At 66.9% G+C, this 26,429-nt stretch carries 21 protein-coding genes; 8 read left to right on the top strand and 13 right to left on the bottom strand.

The window, feature by feature from the left end; translation table 11 throughout:
* The first annotated feature begins 26 nt into the window (after positions 1 to 26).
* The 3 genes from nusB to tatC all read left to right on the top strand — a co-directional run bounded on the left by nusB (position 27) and on the right by tatC (position 2,199).
* A complete protein-coding gene (gene nusB, locus TRD_RS07570) occupies positions 27 to 533 on the top strand; it encodes a transcription antitermination factor NusB (protein WP_015922564.1) in 507 nt (168 codons plus the stop codon).
* A 539-nt stretch (positions 534 to 1,072) separates the two neighbouring features.
* On the top strand, positions 1,073 to 1,318 hold the full coding sequence (gene acpP, locus TRD_RS07565; RefSeq protein ID WP_015922563.1) for an acyl carrier protein: 246 nt from the start codon (positions 1,073 to 1,075) through the stop codon (positions 1,316 to 1,318).
* A 104-nt stretch (positions 1,319 to 1,422) separates the two neighbouring features.
* Positions 1,423 to 2,199, top strand: coding sequence for a twin-arginine translocase subunit TatC (tatC, locus tag TRD_RS07560; protein WP_015922562.1), 777 nt, complete (start codon positions 1,423 to 1,425; stop codon positions 2,197 to 2,199).
* Between the two features lie 6 nt (positions 2,200 to 2,205).
* Here the strand turns inward: tatC and TRD_RS07555 are convergent, their stop codons facing one another.
* Complete coding sequence (locus TRD_RS07555) at positions 2,206 to 3,966, bottom strand: Rqc2 family fibronectin-binding protein (RefSeq protein WP_015922561.1); 1,761 nt, start codon at positions 3,964 to 3,966, stop codon at positions 2,206 to 2,208.
* Positions 3,967 to 4,082: 116 nt separating this feature from the next.
* Here TRD_RS07555 and TRD_RS07550 point away from each other — a divergent pair, with 116 nt between their 5' ends.
* Entirely contained in the window at positions 4,083 to 4,736 is a 654-nt protein-coding gene (locus tag TRD_RS07550; RefSeq protein WP_015922560.1) for a guanylate kinase, read from the top strand.
* Positions 4,737 to 4,739: 3 nt separating this feature from the next.
* Here TRD_RS07550 and def read toward each other — a convergent pair whose 3' ends face one another.
* From def to TRD_RS07535, 3 genes are read right to left on the bottom strand one after another with little or no spacing between them, the layout of a single operon-like run.
* Positions 4,740 to 5,270 carry a peptide deformylase gene (def, locus tag TRD_RS07545; protein ID WP_015922559.1) on the bottom strand — a complete coding sequence of 177 codons (531 nt, stop codon included), beginning with the start codon at positions 5,268 to 5,270 and terminating at the stop codon, positions 4,740 to 4,742.
* 44 nt (positions 5,271 to 5,314) lie between these two features.
* A complete protein-coding gene (priA, locus tag TRD_RS07540) occupies positions 5,315 to 7,753 on the bottom strand; it encodes a replication restart helicase PriA (protein WP_015922558.1) in 2,439 nt (812 codons plus the stop codon).
* On the bottom strand, positions 7,750 to 8,772 hold the full coding sequence (locus TRD_RS07535) for a D-cysteine desulfhydrase family protein (protein ID WP_015922557.1): 1,023 nt from the start codon (positions 8,770 to 8,772) through the stop codon (positions 7,750 to 7,752). The genes priA and TRD_RS07535 overlap by 4 nt, the downstream gene beginning before the upstream one ends.
* A 101-nt stretch (positions 8,773 to 8,873) precedes the next feature.
* On the opposite strand from TRD_RS07535, the gene TRD_RS07530 reads away from it, so the two are divergent.
* On the top strand, positions 8,874 to 10,253 hold the full coding sequence (locus TRD_RS07530; RefSeq protein ID WP_041436041.1) for an aspartate aminotransferase family protein: 1,380 nt from the start codon (positions 8,874 to 8,876) through the stop codon (positions 10,251 to 10,253).
* Positions 10,254 to 10,271: 18 nt separating this feature from the next.
* On the opposite strand, the gene TRD_RS07525 is transcribed toward TRD_RS07530, so the two are convergent.
* The 9 genes from TRD_RS07525 to dprA form a co-directional block, all read right to left on the bottom strand.
* Complete coding sequence (locus TRD_RS07525) at positions 10,272 to 11,234, bottom strand: branched-chain amino acid transaminase (RefSeq protein WP_015922555.1); 963 nt, start codon at positions 11,232 to 11,234, stop codon at positions 10,272 to 10,274.
* A 184-nt stretch (positions 11,235 to 11,418) separates the two neighbouring features.
* A complete protein-coding gene (locus TRD_RS07520; RefSeq protein WP_015922553.1) occupies positions 11,419 to 13,206 on the bottom strand; it encodes a peptide ABC transporter substrate-binding protein in 1,788 nt (595 codons plus the stop codon).
* A 19-nt stretch (positions 13,207 to 13,225) separates the two neighbouring features.
* Positions 13,226 to 14,203, bottom strand: a complete 978-nt coding sequence (locus tag TRD_RS07515) for an ROK family protein (RefSeq protein ID WP_015922552.1) — start codon at positions 14,201 to 14,203, stop codon at positions 13,226 to 13,228.
* A 7-nt stretch (positions 14,204 to 14,210) separates the two neighbouring features.
* Positions 14,211 to 14,933 (bottom strand): glycosyltransferase family 2 protein, encoded by a 723-nt coding sequence (locus TRD_RS07510; protein WP_015922551.1) that lies wholly within the window; start codon positions 14,931 to 14,933, stop codon positions 14,211 to 14,213.
* A 19-nt stretch (positions 14,934 to 14,952) separates the two neighbouring features.
* Positions 14,953 to 16,389, bottom strand: a complete 1,437-nt coding sequence (gene hslU, locus TRD_RS07505) for an ATP-dependent protease ATPase subunit HslU (protein ID WP_226980689.1) — start codon at positions 16,387 to 16,389, stop codon at positions 14,953 to 14,955.
* Positions 16,355 to 16,948 carry an ATP-dependent protease subunit HslV gene (gene hslV / locus TRD_RS07500; protein WP_015922549.1) on the bottom strand — a complete coding sequence of 198 codons (594 nt, stop codon included), beginning with the start codon at positions 16,946 to 16,948 and terminating at the stop codon, positions 16,355 to 16,357. Before hslV ends, hslU begins: the two co-directional genes overlap by 35 nt.
* 55 nt (positions 16,949 to 17,003) lie before the next feature.
* Entirely contained in the window at positions 17,004 to 19,238 is a 2,235-nt protein-coding gene (gene topA / locus TRD_RS07495; RefSeq protein ID WP_015922548.1) for a type I DNA topoisomerase, read from the bottom strand.
* Between the two features lie 46 nt (positions 19,239 to 19,284).
* Entirely contained in the window at positions 19,285 to 20,358 is a 1,074-nt protein-coding gene (locus TRD_RS07490) for a mannose-1-phosphate guanylyltransferase (protein WP_015922547.1), read from the bottom strand.
* Positions 20,355 to 21,458, bottom strand: a complete 1,104-nt coding sequence (dprA, locus tag TRD_RS07485; protein ID WP_015922546.1) for a DNA-processing protein DprA — start codon at positions 21,456 to 21,458, stop codon at positions 20,355 to 20,357. The genes TRD_RS07490 and dprA overlap by 4 nt, the downstream gene beginning before the upstream one ends.
* A gap of 104 nt (positions 21,459 to 21,562) precedes the next feature.
* Between dprA and TRD_RS07480 the strand changes: the two genes are divergently transcribed.
* The 3 genes from TRD_RS07480 to TRD_RS07470 all read left to right on the top strand — a co-directional run bounded on the left by TRD_RS07480 (position 21,563) and on the right by TRD_RS07470 (position 26,416).
* Positions 21,563 to 22,282 (top strand): response regulator transcription factor, encoded by a 720-nt coding sequence (locus TRD_RS07480; protein WP_015922545.1) that lies wholly within the window; start codon positions 21,563 to 21,565, stop codon positions 22,280 to 22,282.
* A 65-nt stretch (positions 22,283 to 22,347) separates the two neighbouring features.
* The gene (locus TRD_RS07475; RefSeq protein ID WP_015922544.1) at positions 22,348 to 23,613 is read left to right on the top strand and encodes a sensor histidine kinase; all 1,266 of its coding nucleotides are present in this window, start codon (positions 22,348 to 22,350) and stop codon (positions 23,611 to 23,613) included.
* Positions 23,614 to 23,947: 334 nt separating this feature from the next.
* Complete coding sequence (locus TRD_RS07470) at positions 23,948 to 26,416, top strand: Ig-like domain-containing protein (protein ID WP_015922543.1); 2,469 nt, start codon at positions 23,948 to 23,950, stop codon at positions 26,414 to 26,416.
* Positions 26,417 to 26,429 lie beyond the last annotated feature (13 nt).

The raw sequence follows: 26,429 nt of genomic DNA, 5'->3' as shown, positions 1-26,429 counted from the left end.
ACGGTTCCGCTCGCCGCGAGGATTCCATGGATTCGGTTCCGATCGCGATCACGATCGAACATGCCGTCATTGCGCCGGAGCGACGAGGGAACCAAAAGGAACTGGACATGTCACTCGCGCGAATCCGACGCCAAGCACGTATCCTGGCTCTACAGATCCTGTACGAGGTCGATGTCGCCAACCACTCGCTGGAAGAGGTGCTCGAGCGGCATCGCAGCCAGGCGAGCATTGCCCAGCCGGTGCGCCGCTATGCGGAGCGGCTCGTGACCGGTGTGTGGGCCGATCGCGAGCGGATCGACCGGATGATCGCTGAAGCAGCACCGGCTTTCCCGGTCGACCAGCTTCCGCCGGTCGATCGCAACATCCTCCGCATCGCGATCTACGAGCTGTTGCACGAGCCGGATGTCCCTTTGAAGGCTGCCATCAACGAAGCCGTTGAAATCGCGAAACAGTATGGCGGCGAGAGTTCCAGCCGCTTCGTCAACGGGGTGCTCGGGACGATCGCTGCTAACCTGGCATCCTCGGGAAGCTGACGCGCTGCCGTTAACCGCCGTGGGTTCCGAGTCTCGACCTGGCGGATTGGCCGACTCGCGGGACGATCCTCGGCAGCACGTTGTGCGCGATCTCCGGTGGTGCTGCACGTCGCTGCCCGCGCTCGGCCCTCGTGACCGGGAAGGCACCGGCTACAGCATAGATTTTCCGTGGCCGCGCCAGACCGGACCGATCGGTCGCGTGCCTGGCCACGAGGGCGTGCCGGACGGGCGGTGTGATCAGCAGAACCGGAGAGCCGGGCGAGCGGTCATCGAGGACTCCCGGGCGGGCACCGGGCAAATGGCCAACCTGAGGGATCGAGTCGGGCACCGGCCATTGTGCGATCGGTTGGGGTCCGCAGTGCCGGTGCGCGTGCCTGCGTTTTCGGGAGGTCGCCACCGGCGCGGATGGCGATCGAGGAGCGGCGATGATCGGCGCGTGTAGGTGCCGATCACTTGCATAGGAAGGCACGCTCAGTCATACTACCGGGGAAAGCTGGATACCCGCGGGTCAGGATTCGGTCGCTGGGGAGGTGGTTGGCGTGTCGTCGTCGATTTTGGAGCGGGTGCAGGCCGTCGTGGCCGAGCAGCTCGGTGTCGATCCGAGCGAGGTGACTCCGGATGCCGAGTTCGTCAAGGATCTCAATGCTGATTCGCTGGACCTCGTCGAGCTGATCATGCAGCTCGAAGAAGAGTTCGGCATCGAGATCTCGGACGAAGAGGCAGCCAACATCGTCACCGTGCGTGATGCGATCAACTTCATCGAGGAGCACCTCGGCAAGCAATGACGGCGAGCTGACGCGGCAGAGACAGGCGCGGGACTCGTCGTGCCCGCGCCTGTCTGTTACGCTTAGCGTGCGAACGGAGCGCGCAGCGGAGCAGCGAGGGAACCATGGTCAGCCTTCTCGATCGTGTCCGCGGTCAGCCGGCCCCGCAGCCGAACGAGCCCGAACCCGAACCGGAAGAGTTCTACAAGGAGATGACGCTGCAGGAGCACCTGGAAGAGCTCCGCACGCGGCTCATCTATGCCTTGCTCGCCGTCGCTGTCGGCTTCGTCATCGGTTTGGCGCTCGCCTTTCCGACGATGCGGCTCATCATCCGCATGTCCGGGATCGAGCGCCTCTACGCGATCACCCCGACCGAGTCGTTCATCACCTACACCAAGGTCGCGCTCTATCTCGGCATCGGCTTCGCCATGCCGATGATCGTGTATCAGCTCGTCCGCTTCCTCGCTCCCGGCTTGACGCGGAAGGAAAAGCGGTACCTGTACCGTGCTCTGCCCTTCGTATCCATCATGTTCGTCGCTGGTGTCGCTTTCGCCTTCTTCGTCCTCGTGCCGCGTGCCCTGAGCTTCCTGTCGCATTTCGGTGGGAGCGTCTTCGAGGCCCAGTTCCGGGCCGAAGAAGTGGTCTCCTTCTACATGACTCTCCTGCTGTGGGTCGGGGTTGTCTTCGAGCTCCCCGTGGTGATCTTTATCCTGGCCAAGCTCGGTATCGTCTCTGCCAAGCGACTCGCCTCGCTGCGCAAGTTCGCCATCCTGATCATCGCGGTGGCTGCGGCTCTGATCACGCCGACGCCGGATCCCTTCAACATGTTCCTCGTCGCAGCGCCGATGTACCTGCTCTACGAGCTCGGTGTGCTCTTGGCTCGCTTCGCCAAGCCGGTGTGAGGCGTCTCACCCCTCCAGGAGTCCGAGATCTTCGGGAGGACGCGGTCGAACGGCCAGCGTCCGCTCGTTGCGGTAGCGGACCAAACCGGGCGCTGCTCCTGGAATGCGGCGCACGTGGCGTCGCTGGGTGACATCGACACTCACTCGCGTGCCCGTGCGTCCCTCGCTGTACCAGGCTGCGAGCGCTGCGGCGCGTTCGAGGACATCGGGGTCCTCTGCTCCAGCCCACTGGACGATCACGTGCGCACCAGCCAGACCACGGGCATGCAGCCACGCGTCCTCCGGGCGCGCGAGCGAGAAGGTGATCCAGTCGTTCTCGCGTGCATTGCGTCCGACGACGATCCGGTCCCCGCGGAGCGTCCGCCAGACGCGCAGCTTGCGCTGGCTGCCGCGCTTCGTCCGCTCGCCAGTGTTCCCTTCGGTGAGCCCGATCTCCTGGCGCAGCGTCTCCAGCGTTTCCGTCGTATCGGCGACCTGCGCGAGCGCCTCGAGCTGCCGCAAGTATTCGAGTTCCAAGCGCGTCTCCTCGATCCGCAAAGGGACTTGCTCGGCAGCAGCTTTTGCCTTCCGATAGCGCTCGAAATAGGCTTGCGCGTTCTCCACTGGCGTGCGGTCCGGATCGAGCGGGATCCGAAGGTCATCGACGACGAGTTCGCGCTGTCCTGGCACGAGCTCGCCGAGTGCGGCCAGGATCGCTTCTCCCATTCTCCTCCAGCGCTCCGCCTCCGCGGCCCGCGCTCGCTCCTGCTCCAGCGCATGCAAGCGCGCTTCGACCCGTGCTCGCTCCCGTTCGATCGCGGCCAAGACACGGCGACGACGCTGCGCATACCGGTCCCCAGCGATCTCTTCACCCTGCGGTCGCTCGGCCAAGAATCGCTCGATCGCCATCGATATGCTGGGGAACGCTTCTGCCTGGAGCCCCTGAGCGTAGTGCAGAGGAATGGCCGAAAATGCCACGGGAACGCCGTTGCTCCAGTACACCGTCGGCGCGAACTGCCCCGTCACCAGCGGCTCGATGACGCTGGCGATCGCGGTCGCCAGGCGCTCCGGTCCGCTGGGAGCGTCCCGTGCCTCACTGACCGTCACTGCTGTTGTCCCGAATGCCCGGTAGACCGCTTCGCGTGCCATCTGTGGGCTGAAGCCGGCCAGTTGCTGGACGAGTGCGGTCGTCAGCTCCTGGTCCGGTCGTCCTTCGAGCAAGAGCGAGTCCACAGCGTCGGTGCTCAGGCGGCGAGGATCGCGTTTCAACTGTGGAGGTGGCGGCTGATAGGGCCGACCCGGCAGGACGGGTCGGGCAGCGCTCATTTCCGGGGTCACGCGCTTGAGCGCATCGAGGATCCTCCCGTCGGTGGCGACCAGAATGGCGTTGCTGTGCCGCCCCATCAATTCGATGACCAGCTCGGTCTCCACGGGAAGGCGCTCGATTCGTCCTCGCTGCTCCTCCACCAGAACGGTTGCGAAGCGCAAGCGGATGATTCGCTCCAGTGGCACCTGCTCGACCTGCACAAGGCGTGCGCCGCGCACGTACTTCCGGAGCAGCAAGAGAAACGGCGTCACCTGCTCCGGGTCACCAGCCGGAACAGTGTGCGCAAGATACGAGCAGGGCTCCTGGGGACTCACGTCGATGACCAGTCCCCAGCGCTGACCCGCGTAGAACTCCAGGGCGATGGCGAGCGGTGCGGTCTGGACGACTTTCTGCACGCGCCCACGCAGGAGCGTCTTTCGCAATTCGTCGACCAGTGCCGCGATCGTCAGAACGTCGAACACGCCTGCTCCTTCCGAATTCGAGTCCGACGAGCGTTCCCAACTATGGCACAATGACGACAGGTGGCCGATCCGAGCCACCCCAGGGTGGGAGCGGACAGCAGGGGAGGTCCGGGCCGGTGACGGACGACCTCGGATTGAATACGCAGGCCGATGAACTCCTCGAAGAACTCCGGCAGCGTGTCCGTCCCAAGTTGATCGTCATCTCCGGACCATCCGGTGTCGGCAAGGACACCGTCATCGAGCGGATGCGTCAAGCGCATCCCGAGTTCCATTTCGCGGTCACCGCGACCACGCGTCCGCGTCGGCCTGGTGAGATCGACGGTGTCCATTACATTTTCATGACGCGCGAGGAGTTCTTGGCCGCTCGTGACCGTGGCGAATTTCTCGAGTCGGCGGAGGTCTACGGACATCTCTACGGTGTCCCCAAGGAGCGGGTGCGCCGCGCCTTGCGCAGCGGCAAGACGGTGGTCGTCAAAGTCGACGTGCAGGGAGCAGCGTCGATCCGGCGGCTCGTGCCGCAGGCGATCCTGATCTTCCTCGCCCCACCCTCGATGTCCGAACTGATGCACCGCTTGCGCAGCCGCAAGACGGACGATCCGACCACGCTCATGGAGCGGATCGCGACCGCATCCCGGGAACTCGCTCAGGTTTACGAGTTCGACTACGTCGTCTTCAACGAGACGGATCGGTTGGACCAGACGCTTGCCACGATCGACGCGATCCTCGTTGCGGAGCAGAGCCGCGTCCATCAGGCCGAAATCGTGCTCTGAGGTTCACGTCCCGGTCGCCGCTTCGGCGGTCTCTTCTTCCTCGTCCGGGATGTAGCGCAGCGTCGACCGATCTTCGATCCGGTCGACGAAGAGAATACCCTCCAGATGATCGATTTCGTGCTGGAGGACACGGGCGAGCAATCCGCTTCCCTTCACGCGCACCTCGCGACCATCGAGATCGAGCGCTTTCACGGTCACGTGCATGGAGCGGGGAACCTCACCGTACCAGCCGGGGATGCTGAGACAGCCCTCCAGCCCGACCTGGCGACCACTCGCCCGCACGATCTCCGGGTTGATCAGCGTCAGTTCCACCCCGGGATCGCCCTCCTCGACGTAGTCGGGCGGGATGGCCACGACGATGATACGGCGCAGGACCCCGATCTGCGGCGCAGCCAGCCCCAGCCCCCGGGCAGCCCGCACGGTGTCCCAGAGATCGCGAGCGAGCTGCCGCACCTCCTCGTCGACGACGCGAATGCGGATCGCCTTCTGGCGCAATCGCGGATCACCTTCTGTGATGATGGTTCGGACCGCCATCGATGCTCGTCACCCCACATTCCACTGGCTCTCGATTATACCGGTCAGAGCAAGCTCACCGGATCGACATCCACGATCCAGCCGCCGTGCACCGGTATCGCCGCCACGACCCGCGGCCCATCGGCACCCCGGACCAGGAGTTGCCACTGATACAGACCGCGGATCCGGCTGACGAAGGCTGGGGTGGGACCCAGCACCTCGACGTCGCGTGCGCTGAGTTCTCGCGCCTTCTCCCGCAAGCGTTCCGCCATCTCTTCGCTGGCGAGTCGTCCGGCCAACTCGTCACGGTGGCGAACCACGAGCCGGACCAGCCGCCGAAACGGCGGGTAACCATGCCGTTGGCGAAACGCGAGTTCTTCCTGATAGAAGGCGTCGTAGTCCTGCCGGCTCGCGGCGCGGATGGCGTAATGCTCCGGGGTGTAGGTCTGGATGACGACGAGCCCACCCGGGAGATGCCGGCCGGCTCGCCCAGCGACCTGTGTCAACAACTGGAACGTGCGCTCGGCCGCTCGATAGTCCGGGAGATAGATGCCCGTATCGGCATGCACGATCCCGACCGTCGTTACAGCGGGAAAATCGAGCCCTTTGGCGACCATCTGCGTTCCGACGATGACGTCGACCTCGCGACGGAGGACACGTTGGAGAAGCGATCGCGGGTCATTGCCGCGCTGCACGACGTCCCGATCCCAGCGCAGCACGCGCGCTTGCGGAAAACGTTGCTGCACCTCGCGTTCGACTCGCTGCGTTCCCGCTCCGTAATAACTCAGCGCGGGGCGCCCGCACGTCGGGCACGTTGTGCTCGGGAGGCGGCGAAGATCGCAACGGTGACAGATCAGTTGGCGGCGATCGGCGTGATAGACGAGCGGGACATCGCAGAGCGGGCACACTTCCACGTGCCCGCAGGATCGACACTGGACCAAGGTCGCCGAGCCACGCCGGTTGATGAGGAGAAGAACCTGCTGGCCCCGCTGCAACGCTGCCGCGATCGCCTCGTGCAGTGCTCGGCTGAACAGCCCGGCATGGCCGAGCTGGTGCTCGAGTCGCATGTCCACGACTTCGACACGCGGGAGCTGGAGACGCGCCCGCGCGACCTCACCCCGCTCCCCGACGACCAGTGGTCCGACCCGCTGCCGCAGGCGCGCGACCGCTAGCTGACTCGTCGCCGCTGCATAGGCCGTCGTGACGTCCGGTGTCGCGCTTCCGAGGAGAAGCACTGCGCGATGCAACTCGGCGAGCCGCTGGGCGACCGCCCGCGCGTGATAGCGTGGTGGCGGCTCCTGTTGCTTATAGGCTGCCTCGTGTTCCTCGTCGATGACGATCAAGCCGATCGACCGCAGCGGGACGAAGAGCGCGGAGCGTGGGCCGACCACCACGGCGGCCTGTCCCTGGTGAATCGCTTCCCAAACGGCCGACCGCTCGCTCTCGCGCAAGCCGCTGTGGACCAGGACCGTCCGACCGGGAAAGCGTGCCGCGACACGCTGGACGACTTGGGTCGCCAGGGCGATCTCCGGGACCAGGACGATCGCCTGCCGACCCCGCCGGAGGCACTCGCCGATCGCTCGGAGATAGAGTTCGGTTTTGCCGCTCCCCGTCACGCCGTGCAGGAGGAGCGGGCGCGGCGGATCTTGGTCGAACATGCTCCGGATCGCTTCCCATGCCTGTTGTTGCTCCGGTGTGAGCGTGAGCGGGCGATCGGGCCCACCCTGGACAGTCGGTAGTCCCCCACGCGGCAGTTCGACGACCTCCACCAGCCCGCGCTGGACGAGCATCTGCACGGTCGCTGGGGAGAGCCCCAGCCGGTGGAGGAACCGACGGGGCAGCAGTGCGCCATCGTGCTCCTCGTACCAACGGCGGATGATCTCGTAGGCACGGCCCTGCGCCGCATCAGTGGGTGGATCGCTGTCCAACCGCGGACGCAAGAACTGTTCGGATACCACGCGCTGGATCGGACGCACGATGGGGAGACGCTCGATGAGTCCGGTGCTAACCGCGCGCTCCAACGCGGTCGTCAGGGAGCGGCCGAGCGCTCGTTGCGCCTGCTCGAGCGTTAACGGCCCGCGCTGTGCGAGAAGGTCCAGGAGACGGCGTTGGACAGGCGAGAGTCTCCCGGTCGGTACTGCACCGGTCGGGCGCAACAGCACCTCGACACGCTGGGCGAGTCGCGGCGGCAGGAAGAGTGCGACAGCTTCCCAGAGCGTGCAGAGCGTTTCCTCGACGAGCCATTCGGCGAGTGCCCACTGCTCGGGAGTCAGCACGAATTCCGGCTCGACCACGCCGACGACGGGGCGCACCGCGAAAGCCGGTGCCTCCTCGTGCAGGCTGGCCACGACCCCCAACCGAACCTCGTCGCGCAGCGGCACCCAGACCGCCTGATAGAGGCGAATCCGGTCGGCGAGTTCAGCGGGCACGCCGTACGTCAGGAGTGGACGTCGCTCGCCCGGCTCCAGCTCGAGAACGATGTCCGCGTAGCGCGGCTGCGTCACGGTTCCACCACTGGTCGCTGGCTCGCCACGACAGCGGCCAATCGCTCCGCCTGGGCAAAAAGAGCAGGCGCACCGCCGGTATGCAGGAAGACGACCGTCTCCCCCGAAGCGATCTCCCCGCGGCGGATCTGTCCGATCAGTGCGGCCATCGCCTTGCCAGTGTACACCGGATCGAGCACGAGCCCTTCCGTTCGGGCAGCCAGCACGATCGCTTCCAGCGTCTCCTCACTGGGCACACCGTATCCCGGCCCGACCCATCGGTCATCGACGATGATCGCTTCCGGAGGAAACCGTCGTTCCAGGCCGAGTAGCTCAGCGGTCGCTTCGGCCAGCGCTGCCACGCGCTGCCGAATCGCCTCGGCCTCGTCCTCGACGGCCACACCGATGACCTCGAACGGCTGGCCGAGCAGCGAAGCGCCGAGGACCATCCCAGCGTGTGTCCCACCCGAGGTCGACGTCGCGAGGTACACGCGCGTCGCCATCACTCCGCGTTCGACCAGCTGAGCAGCCAGCTCCAGTGCTGCCCGCACGTAAGCAGCTGCGCCGACCGGCGTCGAACCACCGGTTGGGATGACATAAGGGCGGTCGCCACGCGCCGCGAAAAGGTTCGCCAAGTGCTCGAGTTCGGCGTGCCGCTCGTCCCGATGACGGACGAGGTGCACCTCGGCACCGAAGAGATGATCGAGCAGGAGATTACCCTGCAGTGGTGGAGCAGGATCGGGTGAATTCAGGACGAGCACGCAGCGCAGTCCAGCTCGTGCCGCTGCGGCGGCTGTCTGGCGGCAGTGGTTCGATTGCGCTGGCCCCTCGGTGAGCACCAGCGAGGCTCCCTGGGCCAGGGCATCGCCGATGAGGTATTCCAGCTTGCGCGTCTTGTTCCCTCCCAGTGCCAGCCCGGTGAGATCGTCTCGTTTGACCAGGATCCGGACACCGCCCAGGGCGTGGCTCAGCCGGGTCGCCTCCTCGAGCGGCGTCGGCAGCTGGGCCAGGGGAAAGCGCGGCAATGCAGCCAATCGCATCGGTCATGCTCCTTTCTGTCCCGCAGATCGGCTTGGACGCCAGCGCTCGCCTGACCGATAATGCCTCTCGGCGAGCCGGCGACGCGCGAGGAGGCAAGACGATGGCCCGACGAACGCTGACGATCGAAGAAGAGTATCGCGCCAAGCACCCGACCTCGCAGGCGCGCTACGAACGTGCTTTGCGGGACTTTCCGAGCGGCGTCACCCACGACGTGCGGTACCAGAAACCGTTCCCCCTGTACGTCGAGCGGGCCAGTGGCGCACACAAGTGGGACGTCGATGGCAACGAGTTGATCGACTACACGATGGGCCATGGAGCCCTGCTCCTCGGTCATGCCCACCCGCAGATCGTCGAGGCAGTCCAGGTGCAGATCCGGCGCGGCACACACTATGGTGCCGGGCACGATCTCGAACTGGAATGGGCGGAACGAATCCGCGAGCTCAAGCCTTCCTGTGAGCGGGTCAAGTTCACCGCCTCCGGAACGGAAGCCACTTTGCTCGCCATGCGACTCGCCCGGGCATATACCGGTCGCGAAAAGATCCTCAAGTTCGCTGGTCACTTCCACGGTTGGCAGGACTATGCGCTGCCGGGCGAAAAGCCGCCGTTCGACGCGCAGCCGATCCCGGGGGTGCCTCGTGCTGTCCTCGAATCGGTCGTCGTGGCGCCGGTGAATGACCTCGACTTCGTGGAGCGCCGCCTGGCGGAAGGGGATATCGCAGCGGTGATCCTGGAACCCAGCGGTGCCTCGTGGGCCTCCATCCCCTTGCCCGAGGGCTTTCTGCATCGCCTGCGCGCCATCACCGAGCGGACAGGAACGCTGCTCATCTTCGACGAAGTGATCACCGGTTTCCGCTGGTCGCCCGGCGGCGTGCAGGGGCTGCTCGGCATCCGCCCCGACCTCACGACGATGGCCAAGATCGTCGCTGGTGGACTCCCCGGTGGGGCAGTCGGTGGGCGAGCCGACATCATGGCGCTTCTCGAGTTCCGCGACGATCCAGAGTGGAATCGCCGGCGCGTGGCGCATCCGGGAACGTTCAATGCCAACCCCTTGTCCGCTGCCGCCGGTTGTGCATGCTTGCAGCTCGTCGCCGATCCGGCTGTTCAGCGTCATGCCGATGCCATGGCGGCGCGCTTGCGTCGCGGGATGAATCACGTCCTGGTCACCCATGGGATACCCGGCTTCGTGTGGGGTGAAAGCTCGGTATTTCACATCGCGCTCGGCCACACCTGCACGAACCAGCGTGGCGAGGATATCCGCATGCCCGAGGGGGTCTCGCCGATCGTGCTGAAAACCGGCATGTCACCGGCACTCGCCACGACGCTCTACCAGGCAATGGTGAACGAAGGGGTCGATCTCTTCCACGGTGGGGGCCTCTTGAGCGTTGCCCACACGCCTGAGGACATCGACCGGACGATCGAGGCCTTCGAGCGCGCCGTGCTCCGGATGCGCGACGAGGGATGGTTCGAGCGATCGACGTGAGGTGAGCGCGGTTCGCGCTCAATCATCACCTGGGCGCGTACCAACGGCCGTCGCCAGCCCGACCGGCGTCCGCCACTCTGCGCGGCGCGGGTCGATCCCGCGCACGATATCGTGGTAGAGCCGCTCCAGTGCACGCGTGACCGGCCCGGGATGACCGTCGCCGATCGGGTACCGGTCGATCTCGCCGATCGGTGTGATTTCTGCCGCTGTCCCGCAGAGGAAGACCTCGTCGGCGACATAGAGTTCCGTGCGGTCGACCGGCCGTTCCTCGATCACAAGACCGAGTTCGTCGCGCGCCAGCCGCAGCAGCGTGTCGCGGGTGATGCTCTCCAGGATGCTCTGAGTGATGTCCGGTGTCACGAGTTTCCCATCGCGGACGAGCATGAGGCAGGCGCCCGGCGCTTCCGCTACCTTCCCCTGTACGTTCAGAAGGATCGCCTGGTCATAACCGTCCAGCTGTGCTTCCATCGCAGCCAGCTGGCCATTGCGATAGTTCGAGATGTTCTTGATGCGTGGCGGCATGATGTCGTCGCTGATGCGACGCCAGGAACTCACCCTGGCGCGCACGACCTTGCCGGACAGCAGATGCGACGGCATCGGGCGCGTTGCGATGTACAGCCCGGCCTCTTCTGCGAAGCCGCTCAGCGTCTTCGGTCCAGCTGCCCGGTACGCAACCGGCTGGATGTACGTGTCCTCGCGGCACTCGTTGTCGCGGAGAAGCTGCAGGATCGCCTCGGTGAGTTCCCCGATACCCCAGCGCGGCGCCAGGCGCACCAGGCGCATCGAACGCAGCAATCGCTCCAGATGCTCGCGCAACCGGAAGACGTACGCCTCGCCGGTTTCGGGATTCCAGTAGGCGCGAATCCCCTCGAACACGGCACCGACCGTCGACCAGCCGAGTTCGGTCACGTGGACAGTCGCCTCTTCCCAGCGTACCTGCTGGCCATTCCACCAGAGATAACGAGGATGCGTCCCGCTCATCGTTCCCACCTCGCCCCGGTCACTCGTCTGACGACGAACACACTGTGCTCCCCGCTCGGCGCAGGATCGCCGGTCATCGTAGCACACGCCCGCGCTGTCCGGTTCCCCGGCCGCTCCTCTCCAGACCCGATCGTGGGGGGGAAACCGGTTGCGGCTCGACCGAGAAGCGCGCGATGGCGCGCCTTCAGCTGCCCCGGCTGCTCAGGGTCACGGCACTCAGAAAGCGGCTGAACGATCTCTCCGGGTCGAGCAGTTCCCCAGTCGGCGTGCGCGGAAGCGTCACGACCCAGGGCTGCACGAGATACGTCGCGACGGGATGACAGATCGGCAACAGGACGAACTCCTCGTGCGCGAGCCGTTCGCACTGCCGGTACGCGCCCAGCCGGCGGGTGAGTGCGGTTTCCCCGCGAGCGAGCACCAGCAAGCGATCCAGCGCGTCGCTCCGCCAGCGCAGTCCACGCAGCGTACGCCGCTCGCTGCTCAACAGCCATTCGTAGACAGCCGCGGCGTCGGGGAAGGGTAGCGGCCACCGCCACCACAGAAGCTGGAACGTTCCCTCTTCGACAGCCCGTTCCCACTCGCGAGCAGCTAACCGGACGAGTTCGACTGGCACTCCCAGGTTACTGGTGAGCTGCATCGCGACATCCTGCAGGATCGCCTCCTCGTTCGGGGAGCATTCGGTCGGTGCGGTGAGGCGCAGCGGGCGCGGATCGCCCGCCCGAACCCGTTGCCAGGCGCGGAAGGCTTCGAGCGGTACGAAACGATGTGCATCAGCCACGCTGTCGTCTCGCACGCTCCCCGGAATTCCAGGCGGCACGAGCGACTGCGCTGGCTCGACCGCACCGTAGAGGAGCTGACGCAACCGTTCCCGATCGATTGCGCGACTGACGGCGCGACGCAACTCCAGGTCATCCAGAGGGGCACTGTCCGGCTGGATGACGAGAAACCAGGTCTCCGGCAGAATGCTCCGCTCCACGCGCTCCAGGAGCGCTTCTTCGCTGCTCACGCGAGGCAGCTCCTCCTGCGGCACCGCTGCGACGTCGACCTGCCCCCGGTAGAAGGGGAGGAGTGGATCGGTCGACCTCGCGATCGTGACCGTACAACTGTCCAGGTTCGGTCGGTTCCAGTAGTGAGGGTTCGCATTGACGGTATAGCCGGATCCCGGCTCCCAGCTCGCCAGGTAAAACGGGCCGTTGGAGACGCAACGCCCCGCTTCGGTCCACCGCGCTCCCCATCGCTCGACCGATGGCCGATGGGCTGGGAGGAAGCCCGGTGTCCCGAGGATCCAGAGGAAGTAGCCGGCTGGACGCTCGAGTTCCACTTCGAGCGTCGAATCATCCAGTGCGCGGACCGCGAGCTGTTCCGGCGAGAGTCGTCCCTCTCGGACTGCCTTCCCGTTGCCGACGAGGTTCAGGAGTGACGCCTGCGGTGCTGGGTGAGCCGGATCGAGCATGCGCTGCCACGACCAGACGAAGTCGCTCGCCCGCACTGGGTCGCCGTTCGACCACCCACTTCGGTTGGAACGCAGGGAGAAGATATAACGTGTCCCGTCCGCCGAGACCTCCCACGCGGTTGCCCAGTCCGGTTGCACGCTGTAATCCGGTGCCAGGCGAACCAGGCCAGCGAAGAGTTCTGGCTCCCCGCCGCAAGCGGCGTCCGCATTGAAGTCATGGCTTTTCGGCTCATCGAGACGCATTCGCACGAAGATCCGCGCAGCCACTGGTGTCGGCGTCGGCCGCGGACTGGGCGTCGGGGAGATCAGCACTGGTGTGGCCGTCGGCGTGGGAGTGACCGGTCGCCGCGGTGGTGTCGGCGAGGGGAGCGGTGTCACCGCGCTCGCGGTCGCGGTCGGCGGAGGTGTCGCCTCGCCCCGGCGGCACGCGACCAGGACCGACCCACAGGAGAGCCACAGCAGTCGCCGGCGCGTCAGGGGGAGCAAAAGGGCTCGCTCGAGGATCGGTCGTCCGCCCACACGGCGGCTCCCTTACGGATCAGGGCAAACGGATCTCGGCTCCCGCATGCTCGCTAGCGAGGAAGGCGCGGGCAGCAGCACCGTAGAGCCCGGTATCGTCACCGAGGGCCGAGAGCCGCAGCTCGGTATGCTCCACGATGTAGTGAATCGCGTAGACCGGCAACCAACGACGCAACGGGTCGAGCAGGAGTTCCCCGGCGCGAGCAACGCCGCCACCGATGACGATCATTTCAGGGTCGAACACGTTGACCAGCCCAGCCAACCCGACTGCCAGTGCACGGGCCGCCTGCTCCAGAATCGCCCGTGCACCTGCGTCGCCGGCTCGCGCCGCTTCCACCACATGGGCAGCGGTCACCGGGCCATCCCCCGCCAGCTCCCGCAGACGCTCGGAACGCCCGGAGTTGCGCAGTGCCTCGCCGTCGCGGGCTAGCGCCCAGCCGCCGATGTAGGCCTCGACGCAGCCCACCCCGCCGCAATGGCAGCGTGGACCGGTCGGATCGACCGGCACGTGCCCGACTTCCGTCCCGAGCCCGCGCACTCCTTCGATCAGCTGACCATGGGCGATCACGCCGCCCCCGACGCCCGTGCCTAGCATCAGATGCACGAGGTGCCGGCACCCCTTGGCGGCACCGAAGAGCGCCTCGCCCAGAGCTGCCCCGTTGCCATCGTTTCCCAGGACCACCCGGCGCCCGAGTCGCTCTTCCAGCATCCGGCGGAGCGGGACACGTTGCCAGCCGACCAGGTTGGGGGCGAAGAGCACGACACCGGTCGCTGGCTCGAGTGGCCCGGGTGCCACGACGCCGACCGGTATCGCACGATCGACGCCGGCATCCGCCGCGACCTCGTCGACCAGCCGCACGATCCGTTCGACGACCGCGACGACTCCATCGCGCGCCCCGGTCGCTGTCTGGCGGTGGAAAGCCAGCGTGCCATCGCGCCGGACGAGCGCGGCACGCAGGTTGGTCGCTCCGAAGTCGACCGCGAGGACAGCGTCCATCCTACACCTACCGAGGAGTTGAATCGAAGAAGCGGTACCGCAGCAAGGTCGCCAGGACCGTCAGGCCGTCACGCCAGGTGATCTTCTTTCCTTCCCAATATTCGCGGCCATTGTAGGAGATGGGTACCTCATAGATCCGGTAGCCGCGGCGGAGGATCTGAGCGGTGATCTCGGGATCGAATCCCCAGCGGTCGCTGCGCAGCCGCAACTGACGCGCGACCTCGGCGGTGAAGACTTTATAGCCCGTCTCCATGTCGGTCAGCGTCGTGTCGTACAGCAGGTTCGCGACGAACGTGAGGAAGCGGTTGCCGACCCAGTGCCAGAAGTACATCGCCTTGTGCTCGCCCAAAAAGCGCGAGCCGTAGACGACCTGTGCCCGTCCCTCGGCGATGGGGCGCAAGAGCCGCGGGTAGTCGCGCGGGTCGTACTCCAGGTCGGCATCTTGCACGATGAGGACGTCTCCGGTCGCTGCCTCGAGCGCTGACCGGATCGCTGCACCCTTCCCGCGATTGACCGGGTGCAGGATCAAGACGAGATCGCGCGAGCGACTCGCTTCCTCCTGCAGATAGTCGCGCGTGCCGTCGGTCGAGCCATCGTCCACGACGACGAGCTCGCGCTCGTACGGGAGTTCGACTGCGCGGACGCGCCGGAGGACTTCCCCGATCGTCCGTGCCTCGTTGTAGACCGGTATGAGGATCGACAGCCGGCGGATCGCTCGGGGTTCGTCCATCCCGCTCCTCCGCTCCCCTTCACAGGATGAACTTGCTGAGATCCTCATCCGCCACGATGGTTCCGACGCGCTGGCGGACGTAGTCGGCATCGATGCAAACCGTCTGCCCAGCGAGTTCCGGCGCGCGGAAACTGATCTCCTCGATGACCTTTTCCATGATCGTCGCCAGCCGCCGCGCTCCGATATCTTCCGCCCGGCTGTTCACCAACGCCGCGAGCCGAGCCACCTCGCGCAGGCCATCTTCGGTGAACACCAGCTCGACCCCCTCGACGCTCAGGAGTTCGCGGTACTGCCAAGTCAGCGCATTCTCCGGCACGGTGAGGATGCGATAGAGATCGTCTTCGGTCAAGCGTTGCAGCTCGACGCGGATCGGAAAGCGCCCCTGCAGCTCCGGGATGAGATCGGAGGGGCTGGCGTTGTGGAATGCTCCGGCGGCGATGAACAAGATGTGATCGGTGCGCACCGGTCCGTAGCGCGTCATCACGACCGAGCCCTCGACGATCGGCAAGAGGTCGCGTTGCACTCCCTCACCGGACACATCGGGACCGTATTCTCCATCTTTGGTGATCAACTTGTCGATCTCGTCGATGAAGACGATCCCGCTCTCCTCGGCTCGCTTGATCGCCGCTTCGACCACCGCATCGAAGTCGACCAGCCGCTGCGCTTCTTGCTGGGTCAGGATGCGCCGGGCCTCGCGCACGGACACGCGCCGCGTTCGCCGGCGTGCCTGGAGCGTCTCCAAAAGATCGGCGACCGTTTCCTGGAACTCGTCAAGATCGACACCGCCGTTCTCCGCGTACGGTGTGACGAAGAGATCGAACTCGCTCTCCAGATCGAGCTCGATCGTTTCGTCCTCCAGCCCGTCGCGGGAGAGCAAGTCGAGCAAGCGACGCCGCTCGCGCGCCATCCGGCGCTCGCGCTTCCGTCGCTCCTCCGGCGCCTCTTCTTCCGGCTCGGCCTCCGCTTCCGACCCCTGTCGCTTGGCCCGCCGGCGCTCGCGCTGCTCGACCAGGATATCCACCAGCCGCTGCAATGCGGCGCGGGACGCTTCCTCGCGGACCGCCTCGAGTCGCTCGCCATGCAACGAGCTGATGCTCACTTCGACCAGTTCGCGCACGATCGACTCGACATCGCGGCCGACATAGCCGACCTCGGTGAACTTGGTCGCCTCGACCTTCACGAAGGGTGCATCGACGAGTTGTGCGACGCGTCGGGCGATTTCCGTCTTCCCGACGCCGGTCGGGCCGATCATCAAGATGTTCTTCGGGACGATGTCGCGTCGGACTTCCGCAGGCAGTTGCTGCCAACGCCAGCGGTTGCGGATCGCGATCGCGACGGCCCGCTTGGCCTCCTCTTGCCCGACGATGTACCGATCGAGCTCAGCGACGATCTCGGCCGGAGTCAGGGGCAGGGTACCGCGTTCAGGACGGACGCTCGTCATCATGCGTGTGCTCATTTTCTCCATGCTCGGGTGGTGCGGTGAGGATCGTCACCGCGTGGTTGGTATAGACACAAAGATCAGCGGCCACCTCCATCGCAGCGCGAGCGATTTCCGCCGCACTCATGCGGGTATGGCGCAGGAGGGCGCGAGCCGCCGCCGCTGCGTAGGGTCCTCCCGTGCCGATCGCGGCGACGCCGTCGTCCGGCTCGATGACGTCTCCGTCCCCGGAGATCATCAAGAGCTGGCGGGGATCGGCGACCAGAAGCTGGGCCTCCAGTCGCCGTAAGTAGCGATCGGACCGCCACTCCTTGGCCAGCTCGACCGCGGCACGGCGCAGGTCACCATCGGCGGTCCGCAGATGCTGCTCGAATTTCTCGAACAGGGTCAGGGCATCAGCGACCGCACCGGCGAAGCCGGCCAGTACCTTGCCACCAGCGAGCGCGCGGATCTTGCGCGCGCGATGCTTGAGCACCACGTCGCCAGCCGTCACCTGGCCGTCTCCAGCGATCGCGACCCGGCCATCCCGGAGGACACCCAGGATGGTGGTTCCGTGCCGCACCGCGCTCTCGCGCACGCTCGCCCCCTCCTGCGGCCGGGGTGGCCGTCGACCGATCAAGTATACCCCCGGATCAGGCTTCGACCGGCGCCTTCTCCTCCGCTGGCCGATAGCTGCACGACGAGCAGCGCACGCTTTCCTGCCCTCGCCGCACGCTCACCACCAGCACTCCCCCGCATTGCGGGCACCGTTCCCCAGTCGGTCGCTCCCAGCTGACGAAATCGCAGTCGGGATAGCGGCTGCAGCCATAGAAGGTTCGACCCTTCCGGCTCCGCCGGACGACGATCTCGCCCTCGCCGCATTGCGGGCAACGCACCCCGATTTTCTCCAGGAGCGGGCGCTTGTTCTTGCACTCCGGGAAACCCGAGCAGGAGAGGAACCGGCCGAACCGGCTCTCCTTGATCACCATCGGTCGGCCGCAGAGCTCGCAGACCTCGCCGCTCGGCTGGTCAGCGAGCCGCACCCGCTCCATGGTCTGCTCGGCTTCCTCCACCTGGCGGTGGAACGGCTCGTAGAACTCCCGAACGACCGGAACCCAGTCGCGCTCTCCAGCGGCGATCTCGTCGAGTTCCTCTTCCAGGCGGGAGGTGAAGCCGACATCGACCACGTCCGGGAAGTGTTGGACGAGGAGATCGGTCACCAGCATACCGAGTTCGGTCGGGACCAGCTTGCGATCCTCGACGACGACATAACGGCGCTGCTTGAGCGTCTCGATCGTCGGTGCGTAGGTGCTCGGTCGACCGATCCCCAGCTCCTCCAGCGTCTTGACCAGTGTCGCCTCGCTGTAGCGGGGCGGCGGCTGAGTGAAGTGCTGCTCCGGCCGGACGGCGAGCAGGCGCAAGACCTCGCCAGTCGCGAGCGGTGGAAGCGGTCGCTGATCCAGTTCGTCGACCTCGTCCTCGTCACGCTCCTCCCGGTAGACGACGAGGAAACCCGGGAAGCGGACGACCGATCCCGTGGCCCGCAGGAGATACGGGGCATCGGCCCCGACCGTCGGCCCGGCCGCGATCTCGACCGTCACCGTGTCGTAGATGGCCGGTGCCATCTGGCTCGCGATGAACCGTTCCCAAATGAGCCGGTAGAGCTGGTACTGGCGCGGCGTGAGATACGGGCGCACCGACTCCGGATCGCGTGCCGGGTCAGTCGGCCGAATCGCTTCGTGTGCCTCCTGTGCCCCTTTCGCCTTCTTGGCATAGACCGGTGGGCGCTCGGGCAAGAAGTCAGCTCCCCACCGGGCCGCGATCACCTCGCGTGCCCGTTGCTGGGCTGATGCGGCCACCTGCGTCGAGTCGGTCCGCATGTAGGTGATGAGGCCGACACTGCCCTCGGGCCCGAGTTCTACTCCCTCGTACAGTTGCTGGGCCAACTGCATGGTCAGACTGACCGGGAAGCGCAACTTGCGCCCGGCCTCCTGCTGCAGCGTGCTGGTGATGAAGGGCGGTGCGGGACGACGCTGCTTCTGCCGCTCCTTGATCGAAACCACCCAGTACTGCGAGGCCTCGAGCTCGCGGGCGACCGCTCGCGCCGCTTCCTCGTTCGGAAGGTCCGGTTTCTCGCCCCGTACCCGGACCAGTGCTGCCGCGAAGGGGACCGGTTCCTGCGCACCGTTTCCGGTCGGTACGAGATCGACCTCGATCGTCCAGTATTCCTGGGGGACGAACGCCTGAATCTCCCGCTCGCGGTCCACGACCAGGCGCAAGGCGACCGACTGGACGCGCCCTGCGGAAAGACCGCTCTTGACCTTGCGCCAGAGGAGCGGGCTGATCTCGTACCCGACCAGTCGATCGAGCACGCGCCGGGCCTGCTGCGCATTGACCAGCCGCATGTCGATGCCGCGCGGGTGGGCGAGCGCTTCCCGGATCGCCTCCTCGGTGATCTCGTGGAAAACGATGCGCCGCACCGGCTTGTCGTGAGCCCGCGTCGCCTCGATCAGATGCCAGGCGATCGCCTCGCCCTCCCGGTCTGGGTCAGTCGCCAGGATCAACTCGCGTGCCCGTTGCACGCTCTCCTGGAGTTCCTTGACGACCGGCAGCTTCTCCTTGAGAACCGTGTAGGTCGGCTGGAAGTTCTGCGCGACATCGACCCCGAGCTTGCTCTTCGGCAGGTCGCGCACGTGCCCCATCGATGCCTTCACGGTATACCCTGGCCCGAGGAAACGAGCGATCGTCCGAGCCTTGGCCGGCGACTCGACGATGACCAGTGCCTGCCCGTCGGCACGACTGGTGCCGCGCGTCGTCTTCTTCGTTGTCGTCTCGCTCGTTGCCGCCGTTGTCTTCTTCGTCGTTTTCTTCGTCGTCTTCCCAGCCATCGTCCCCCTCTACTGATTTTCGGCAGGCTCGGCCATCGGCACGAGATCAGAGCAGATCCTGCCGGCCGAGCTGCTCGAGTCGTCGCACGATCTCCCGCACCTCTTGCGCGCGGGAGCGATGGGCGACCAGCAGCACGTCGTCGGTATCGACGACCACGAGGTTCTCCACTCCGAGCGTCACCACCATCCGACGGCCGCCGTAAATGAGCGTAGCACGCGTGTCGAGCCCGAGATGCTCGCAACCGAGAACGACCGAATCGTCGGCATCGTCGGCGAGGAGCTGGGCCAGGCCATGCCAATCCCCGAGATCCGCCCAGCCGAACTCGGCCGGAACGACCGCCACCTGGTCAGCGCGCTCCATGATGCCGTGATCGATCGTGATCTCCGGAATCGTCGGCCAGTGCTCCTGAAAACAGTGCTGTCCCTCCGGCGCATCCCAACAGGCAGCGATCGCCGCGAGTGGGGCATAGACCTCCGGCAGCAAGCGCCGCAACGCATCCAGAAAGACGTCGACGCGCCAGAGGAACATACTCGCGTTCCAGCAGTATTCCCCGGAGCGGACGTACTGCTCAGCGGTGGCACGATCCGGTTTCTCTTTGAACTGCTGGACACGATGGACGGTGAGTCCCTCGGCCACGAGGAGCGGCTCCCCGAGGCGGATATAACCGTACCCGGTCTCCGGATAGCGCGCCGGGATGCCGATCGTCACGAGATACCCTTCGTTGGCTGCCCGCAAGCCGGCGCGGACGGCCCGCCGGAACCCTTCCGGATCGGCCACATAGTGATCGGCTGCGAAGGAGCCCATCAGTGCCCCGGGAGCGTGCCGGGCAATCAGGAAGGCAGCCAGGCCGATCGCTGGGCCCGTCCCGCGCGGCGCTGGCTCAGCGATGATCTGCTCGGCTGCCAGTTCCGGCAACTCGCCGCGCACCGCGGCGACATGCGCTGCCCCGGTCACCACGAAACAGTGGTGCGGTGCCACGAGCGGCCGCACCCGCTCCCAGGTCGCGCGCAGCATCGACTGTGGCCCCGGAATCGGCAGGAGGAACTTGGGCCGGTTGCGCCGACTGGCCGGCCACAGCCGGGTGCCGCTCCCACCAGCCGGAATGACTGCCCACATCATCGCCTGCCTCCTCTCGCCAGCAAGGGAGAAGCCAGTGCATAGTGCTGGGCCCCCAGATGCGTGACGATCCCCTCGAGCTGGAGCTCCAGGAGCAGCGCGCTCAGCTGGGCGATTCCCATACCCAGCTCGGCGGCCAGCTCGTCGATGTGTTTCGGCTCGGGTCCCAGTGCCGCCACGACCGGCCGAGCACGCTCGGGGACGGCTGGGGCGGCCGGCAGCGGGAGTTGGCGCGCGACGAGTTGCAGGTCTTCCAGGATTTCCTGAGCCGAGCCGACCGGCGTCGCGCCATCGCGCAGCAAGCGCAGGATACCGGCAGTGCCCGGCGAAAAGATCGGACCGGGGACGGCGTAGACCGATCGGTTCTGGTCGAGCGCGAAGCTGGCCGTGATCAGGGCGCCGCTCCGTTCCGGCGCTTCGATCACCACGACACCCAGGGAGAGTCCGCTGATGATCCGGTTGCGCACTGGGAAGTTTCCGGCATAGGGCGGCGTCTCCGGCAGGAACTCGGTCACCAGCGCTCCCTGCTCGGCGATGCGCTGGGCGAGCGCGCGGTGCTCCGGCGGATAGACCACGTCGATCCCGGTACCGAGCACCGCGATGGTCCGCCCGCCCGCGTCGAGCGTCGCCTCGTGCGCGACCCGATCGATGCCGCGGGCGAGCCCACTCACCACCGTCACGCCTGCCTCGGCCAACGCAGTCGCGAACGTGGCGGCGACCTGGATCCCATAGTTGGAGGCCTGGCGCGTCCCGACCAAGGCCACGGCCGGAGCCTCGGCCGGCGGGAGGGTGCCCCGCAGGAAGAGCGCGAGTGGTGGGCTGGCGATCTCCCGCAGGAGCGGGGGATAGTCCTCGTCCGGATAGACGATGACGCGTGCGCCCACCCGCCGGACCTGCGCGAGGATCTTCTCGGGCAGCCCCGCTTGTCGCGCAGCGACCAGCCGTGCCAGCGGGCCTTCCGGCAGTCCGAGTGCCCGCAGTTCCGCTTCCGGTGCGTGCCACGCGGCGAGCGCGCTCCCGGTCTGCGCGATCAAGCGCTCCAATTGTCGGAGACTGATCCCGTCGACCGCATGGAAGCCGAGCCAGGCTGCGCGCTCGTCCACCCCGCGCCTCCCGAACGTGTGCCGAATCCTACCAGCTCCCCAGTCGCCACGTCGATGCCGGATACTGTCCGATCCCTGGTACACTTCTCGATCAGGAGGGGGTCGTGCCCACGATCTTGCTCGTCGAAGACGACGACACACTGCAAGCGACGATCCGCTACAACCTCGAGCGGGAGGGCTATTCGGTCATCGTGGCCGACGCTGGCGAGGCCGCGCTCGAGCAGGCAGCGTTCGCCCGCCCCGACCTGGTCATTCTGGACATCATGCTGCCTGGTCTCGACGGCTTCCAGGTCTGCCGCCAACTGCGCGAGCAGAGCACTGTGCCGATCCTCATCCTGACGGCCCGCGATACCGAGGTCGATCGCGTGCTCGGGCTGGAGCTGGGCGCCGACGACTACCTCACCAAACCCTTCTCGATGCGCGAACTCCTCGCGCGCGTCAAGGCGCTCCTCCGCCGCCGCGAGCTTTTGGCCAGAGAACTGGCTGCCGGCTTCTCCCCCGACATCCTGGAGATCGGCCCGTTGCGGATCGATCTCGAGCAACGGCGCGTCTGGCGCGAAGGGCGCGAGGTCGCGCTCAAGCCTCGCGAGTTCGATTTGCTCGCCTACCTGGCCCGGCACCGGGAGCGCGTCTGCCGCTCCGAGGAACTGCTTCGCGCGGTCTGGGGCTACGACACGTTCGGCGATTTCCGCACGCTGGCTGTGCACGTGCACGGGCTGCGCGAAAAGCTCGAGGACGATCCACGCCGTCCGCGGTTGATCGAGACGGTTCGGGGCATCGGCTATCGCTTGACCGCGCGCTCACCACAAGCGACACGCCGCTGATGGTCATCGCTCCGTCACGATTTCCGCTCGTGCGATCGGTACGCTCCCATCGAGGGTAGCCAGCGATGCTCACGCTCTTCCTCGCCACCGCTCTCGCCTTCGTTGCCGGTGCGCTCGTCGCGCTGTTCTGGCAGCGTCACCGGTTCGGCGCCGAGCTGCGCCGGATGCTCGCCCAGCTCCGCCGCGAGCATCCGACGATCGGCCCGCTCCAGCGACCGCTCCTCGACGCGCGGTCACTGGACGCGTTCCGGTTCCTGCTCGACGATGCGCTCCGCTTCCTGGAGCGCGAGCTGGAACAGGCCTCGGCCCGGCAGAGCCAGCTGGCTGCCCTCTTCGATCACCTGAGCGATGGTGTCGTCCTCGTCGATCCGGATGGGCAGGTGGTGAGCCTGAACCGTGCTGCTCGCGAACTCCTCCCCGGCGGCCGGAGCGAGGCGCTGGGTCGTCCGTACGCGGAAGTCCTGCGCGACTACGAGCTCAACGAGCTGGTCGCCCGCGCGTTGGCTGGCGCGGCGCCGACGACCGGGCGCTTCGTCGAACTCGGTCGACCGCGCCGGAGCATCCAGGCCCAGGTCTCTGTCCTCCAGGGTGCCGATCGCCCGCTGGTGACGCTCGTCCTGCGGGACATCACCGAGCTGCGCCGCACGGAAACGATCCGCCGCGACTTCGTCGCCAACGTCTCGCACGACCTGCGGACGCCACTGGCGGCCCTGCAAGCCCTGGTGGAAACGCTCCTGGACGGCGCGCTGGCTGATCCGGCGGTCGCCGAGGACTTCTTGCGGCGCATCGCCGTCGAGGTGGAGCACATGACTCGCCTGGTGAACCAGCTCCTGGAACTGACCAAGGCCGAGAGCGGCCAGTTACAGCTCGCTCGTGTCCCGACTGACCTTGCCGAGCTGGCCCGCGCGACGCTGCGCCGCTTCGAGCCGCGGGCCGCCAGCAAAGGCATCGCGCTCACCGTGCAGGTCGCCCCGGAACTGCCCCCGGTCGCCTGCGATCCGGAGCGGATCGGCCAGGTGCTGGCCAACCTCTTGGACAACGCGCTCAAGTTCACCCCGGCAGGAGGCCAGATCACGGTCGAGATCGCTGCCGCTTCCGGGGAGGCCATCGTTCGCGTCCGCGACACCGGGCCAGGGATCCCCGCCGACGAGCTCGATCGCGTCTTCGAGCGCTTTTTCAAAGGTGACCGGGCGCGGAGCGGGGGCGGCAGCGGGCTCGGGCTGGCGATCGTCAAGCACCTCGTCCAGCTGCACGGCGGGCGAGTGTGGGCGGAGAGCCCGCCGGGAGGCGGCGCGATCGTCGGCTTCGCGCTCCCGCTGGAACGGCGCTGATCGTAACACGATCGCCACACACGCCGGCTGCTGAGCGCGTATCGTTCCCGACGGAAACGAACGACGCACACCTCGCGCAGCCCCGTACTCCTCCTCACGCTCGGGCGGTGCCGTCCCCCACCGGCATCGCCCGTTTCTCTGTACCTCCCGCGCCGACCGGCCTGAAACCACCCGACCCCTTGCCGCGTCGTATCTTTAGAGGGTCGGAGGCGCCGGCGCGTCAGCGACCCGGGTCGCTGCGGTGTTTCTGGGAGGCGGAGCCTGCTCGGCCAGGGCAGTCTCCGGTACACTCCTCCTTGCCGAAACGGTCGGACGCACGGAAAGGAGGGTCACCATGCAAACCGGACGACGACCGTCGCGGCTCTGGCGCGTTCTCCTGGCACTGGCGCTCGCGGCCAGCAGCCTCGCAGCGCTCCTGCCGAGCGCGCGAGCGGCCGCGCCGCTCAGCGAGCAGCAGGCGCGCGTCACGCTGGCAGCCGTGTACAACGCCGAAACGTTGCCCGGCGGCTTCGGTCCGCTCTGGAGCACCGTCGTCGTGCAGAATCTGGAGGCGCTCCCGATCCAGATTCGCCTGCGCACTCAGCGGGTCGGTGGCACGATCCGCGGCCCGTACACGCTGGCACCACGGGCCACCCGCGCGTTCACGGCGGCCGAGCTCGCCGGACTCGGTCTAGTGCCGACCGGTGGGAGCGCTGGCCTGGTGATCGAGGCCGAGTTCCCCGACACGAGCCGCTCCATCCTGAGCGAGCTGGGCATCTGCACCATCTCGTGCAACCCAGCCATCAGTGTCGTCGCCAAGCATGCTGGGCCGAGCGCACTCGGCAACGACCTGCGGAGTTCGAGCGCCTTCCAGTTCGTCTCCGGCGCAACCGGCGCGCGCGACGACGACTGGGATGCGGCGAACCAGGGCCGCAACTGGGTCCTCCCGGTCGTCCAGACCAACTCCGGCTGGAACACGGTGGTCAAGATCGCCAACCTGCGCAACCAGCCGAACCAGGTCACCGTGACGCTGCTGCGCGCGCGGGGCGTCACCGTCGGGAATGCGAGCTACACGCTCACCCAGACGCTGGCGGCGGGCGAGACCTGGTCGCTGGACCTCGGGAGTGTCGTCCCGCCGGAATGGGTCGGTGCCGCCTTCATCGATGCCCAGCTGATCGGTGTCGCGGTGGTCGCCGAGCGGTACAAGCCGTCCTGGCGCATGCTCCTGACGAACGAGGCCGTACCGCGCACGAGCGCGAGCACGCGCTATGCCCCGATCGTCTTCCGCGACTACAACAACTGGAATACCGGGATCACGCTGGTAAACCTGGACACGGCCAACACCAACACCCTGACGCTGACCTATTACGACCGCAACGGTCTCGCCCAGGTGGTCCCGCCCGAACTCTCCACCATCACGCTCCAGCCGGGGGAGAGCGCCTTCATCTATCGGCCGGACATCAGCGCGACCCCGAGCCTCGATCCCGCCCGGGTCAACGCGGTGGTCATCAGCGGGCAACGCCCGTTCGCAGCAGCGGTGGACGAAGTCAAGTACCTGGCTGGTCCGGGTCAAGGGCAGGCGATGAGCTACATCGCGCCCGCAGCGCCGGACGTCGCGGGCAGCAAGCAGAGCTGGTCGGTGGCCGAGACGCAGGCGCGCACAGCGGGGCAGGTCACCGGCCAGGCCTGGTTCACCCACAGCCTGGCACTGCCGCTCTTCCAGGTCGGTGACGCCACCGGGCAGGGGGACACGAGCGGGTTCACGCTCTTCAATCCCACCGGTCGCCAGCAACTGGCCAATGTGCAGATCCTGAGTGCCAACGGCGCGGCAGTCGCTCCCAGCCAGGTGGGGACGAGCGAGAATCCGGTGCTCGTCGCTGTCCCGGCCGGCGGCTACGCGGTCATCTATCCCTACCCCAGCGACTTCGGCACGACCTTCGCCAGCGTGCCGCGCACCTTCACCGGCACGGCGCTCGTCGGCGTGACGGACGGCGCCGGGAGCGGTACCGGCTTCCTGGTGGGGGTATCGAACGTCGTCAACTACCAGGTGGCTGGTGACGGCTCGGGTGTCTTCGTCCTCACGCCGACCCGCCATCCGGCACTGACCCTTTCGAACTTCGCGCTGCGCCTCGAGCCGAGCGTGACGCTCGCAGTCGTCAACCAGGATGTCCCGTTGACCGCGACGCTGACCGCGGGCGACACCCCGCTCGCGGGACGCACGATCCGCTTCCGGGTGAGCAGCGAGGGAACCCCGAACCCGGTGAGCGGCGTGGCCGTCACCGATAGCGACGGGCATGCGTCCTTCACCTTCACCAACGGCACGGCCGACCGGACCAACACGGTCACCGCCTGGTGGGACCTGAACGGTAACGGCGAACAGGACGCGAACGAGCCGGCCGATACGAGCCGCGTCACCTGGGTGAGCAGCCTGACCGGCACCCTCTCGATCAGCGGATTGACGGGCGGCCCCGGCACGTACCAAGTCCGTGAAGGGGACCTCGCTGGCCCAGCCACCAAGACGGCCCAGGTCAGCTGCGACCTCGATCCGAACACGCCGACCGGTGTTCCGCTCCTGCTCCGCTTCACCAGCACGGACGAAGCCACCACCGCGCGCTGGAGCAGCCAGCCGACCGCTAGCACGTCCGGCACCATCGCCGTGGTGACCAGCGGCGCGAACAACGTGGCGACCGCGAACCTGATCCTGGTCGATGGGACTGCTGACAACTCCTACACCGTCACCTGCTACCTCGACTACGGCGCGACCGGCGTGCTGGAGAGTACCGATCCATTGCTCGACACCGTCACGATCAACGTGACCAGCTGACGCAGCGCCTCGC

Source organism: Thermomicrobium roseum DSM 5159 (genome assembly GCF_000021685.1).
Classification (GTDB): domain Bacteria; phylum Chloroflexota; class Chloroflexia; order Thermomicrobiales; family Thermomicrobiaceae; genus Thermomicrobium; species Thermomicrobium roseum.
This window is presented reverse-complemented; position numbering and strand designations above follow the sequence as displayed.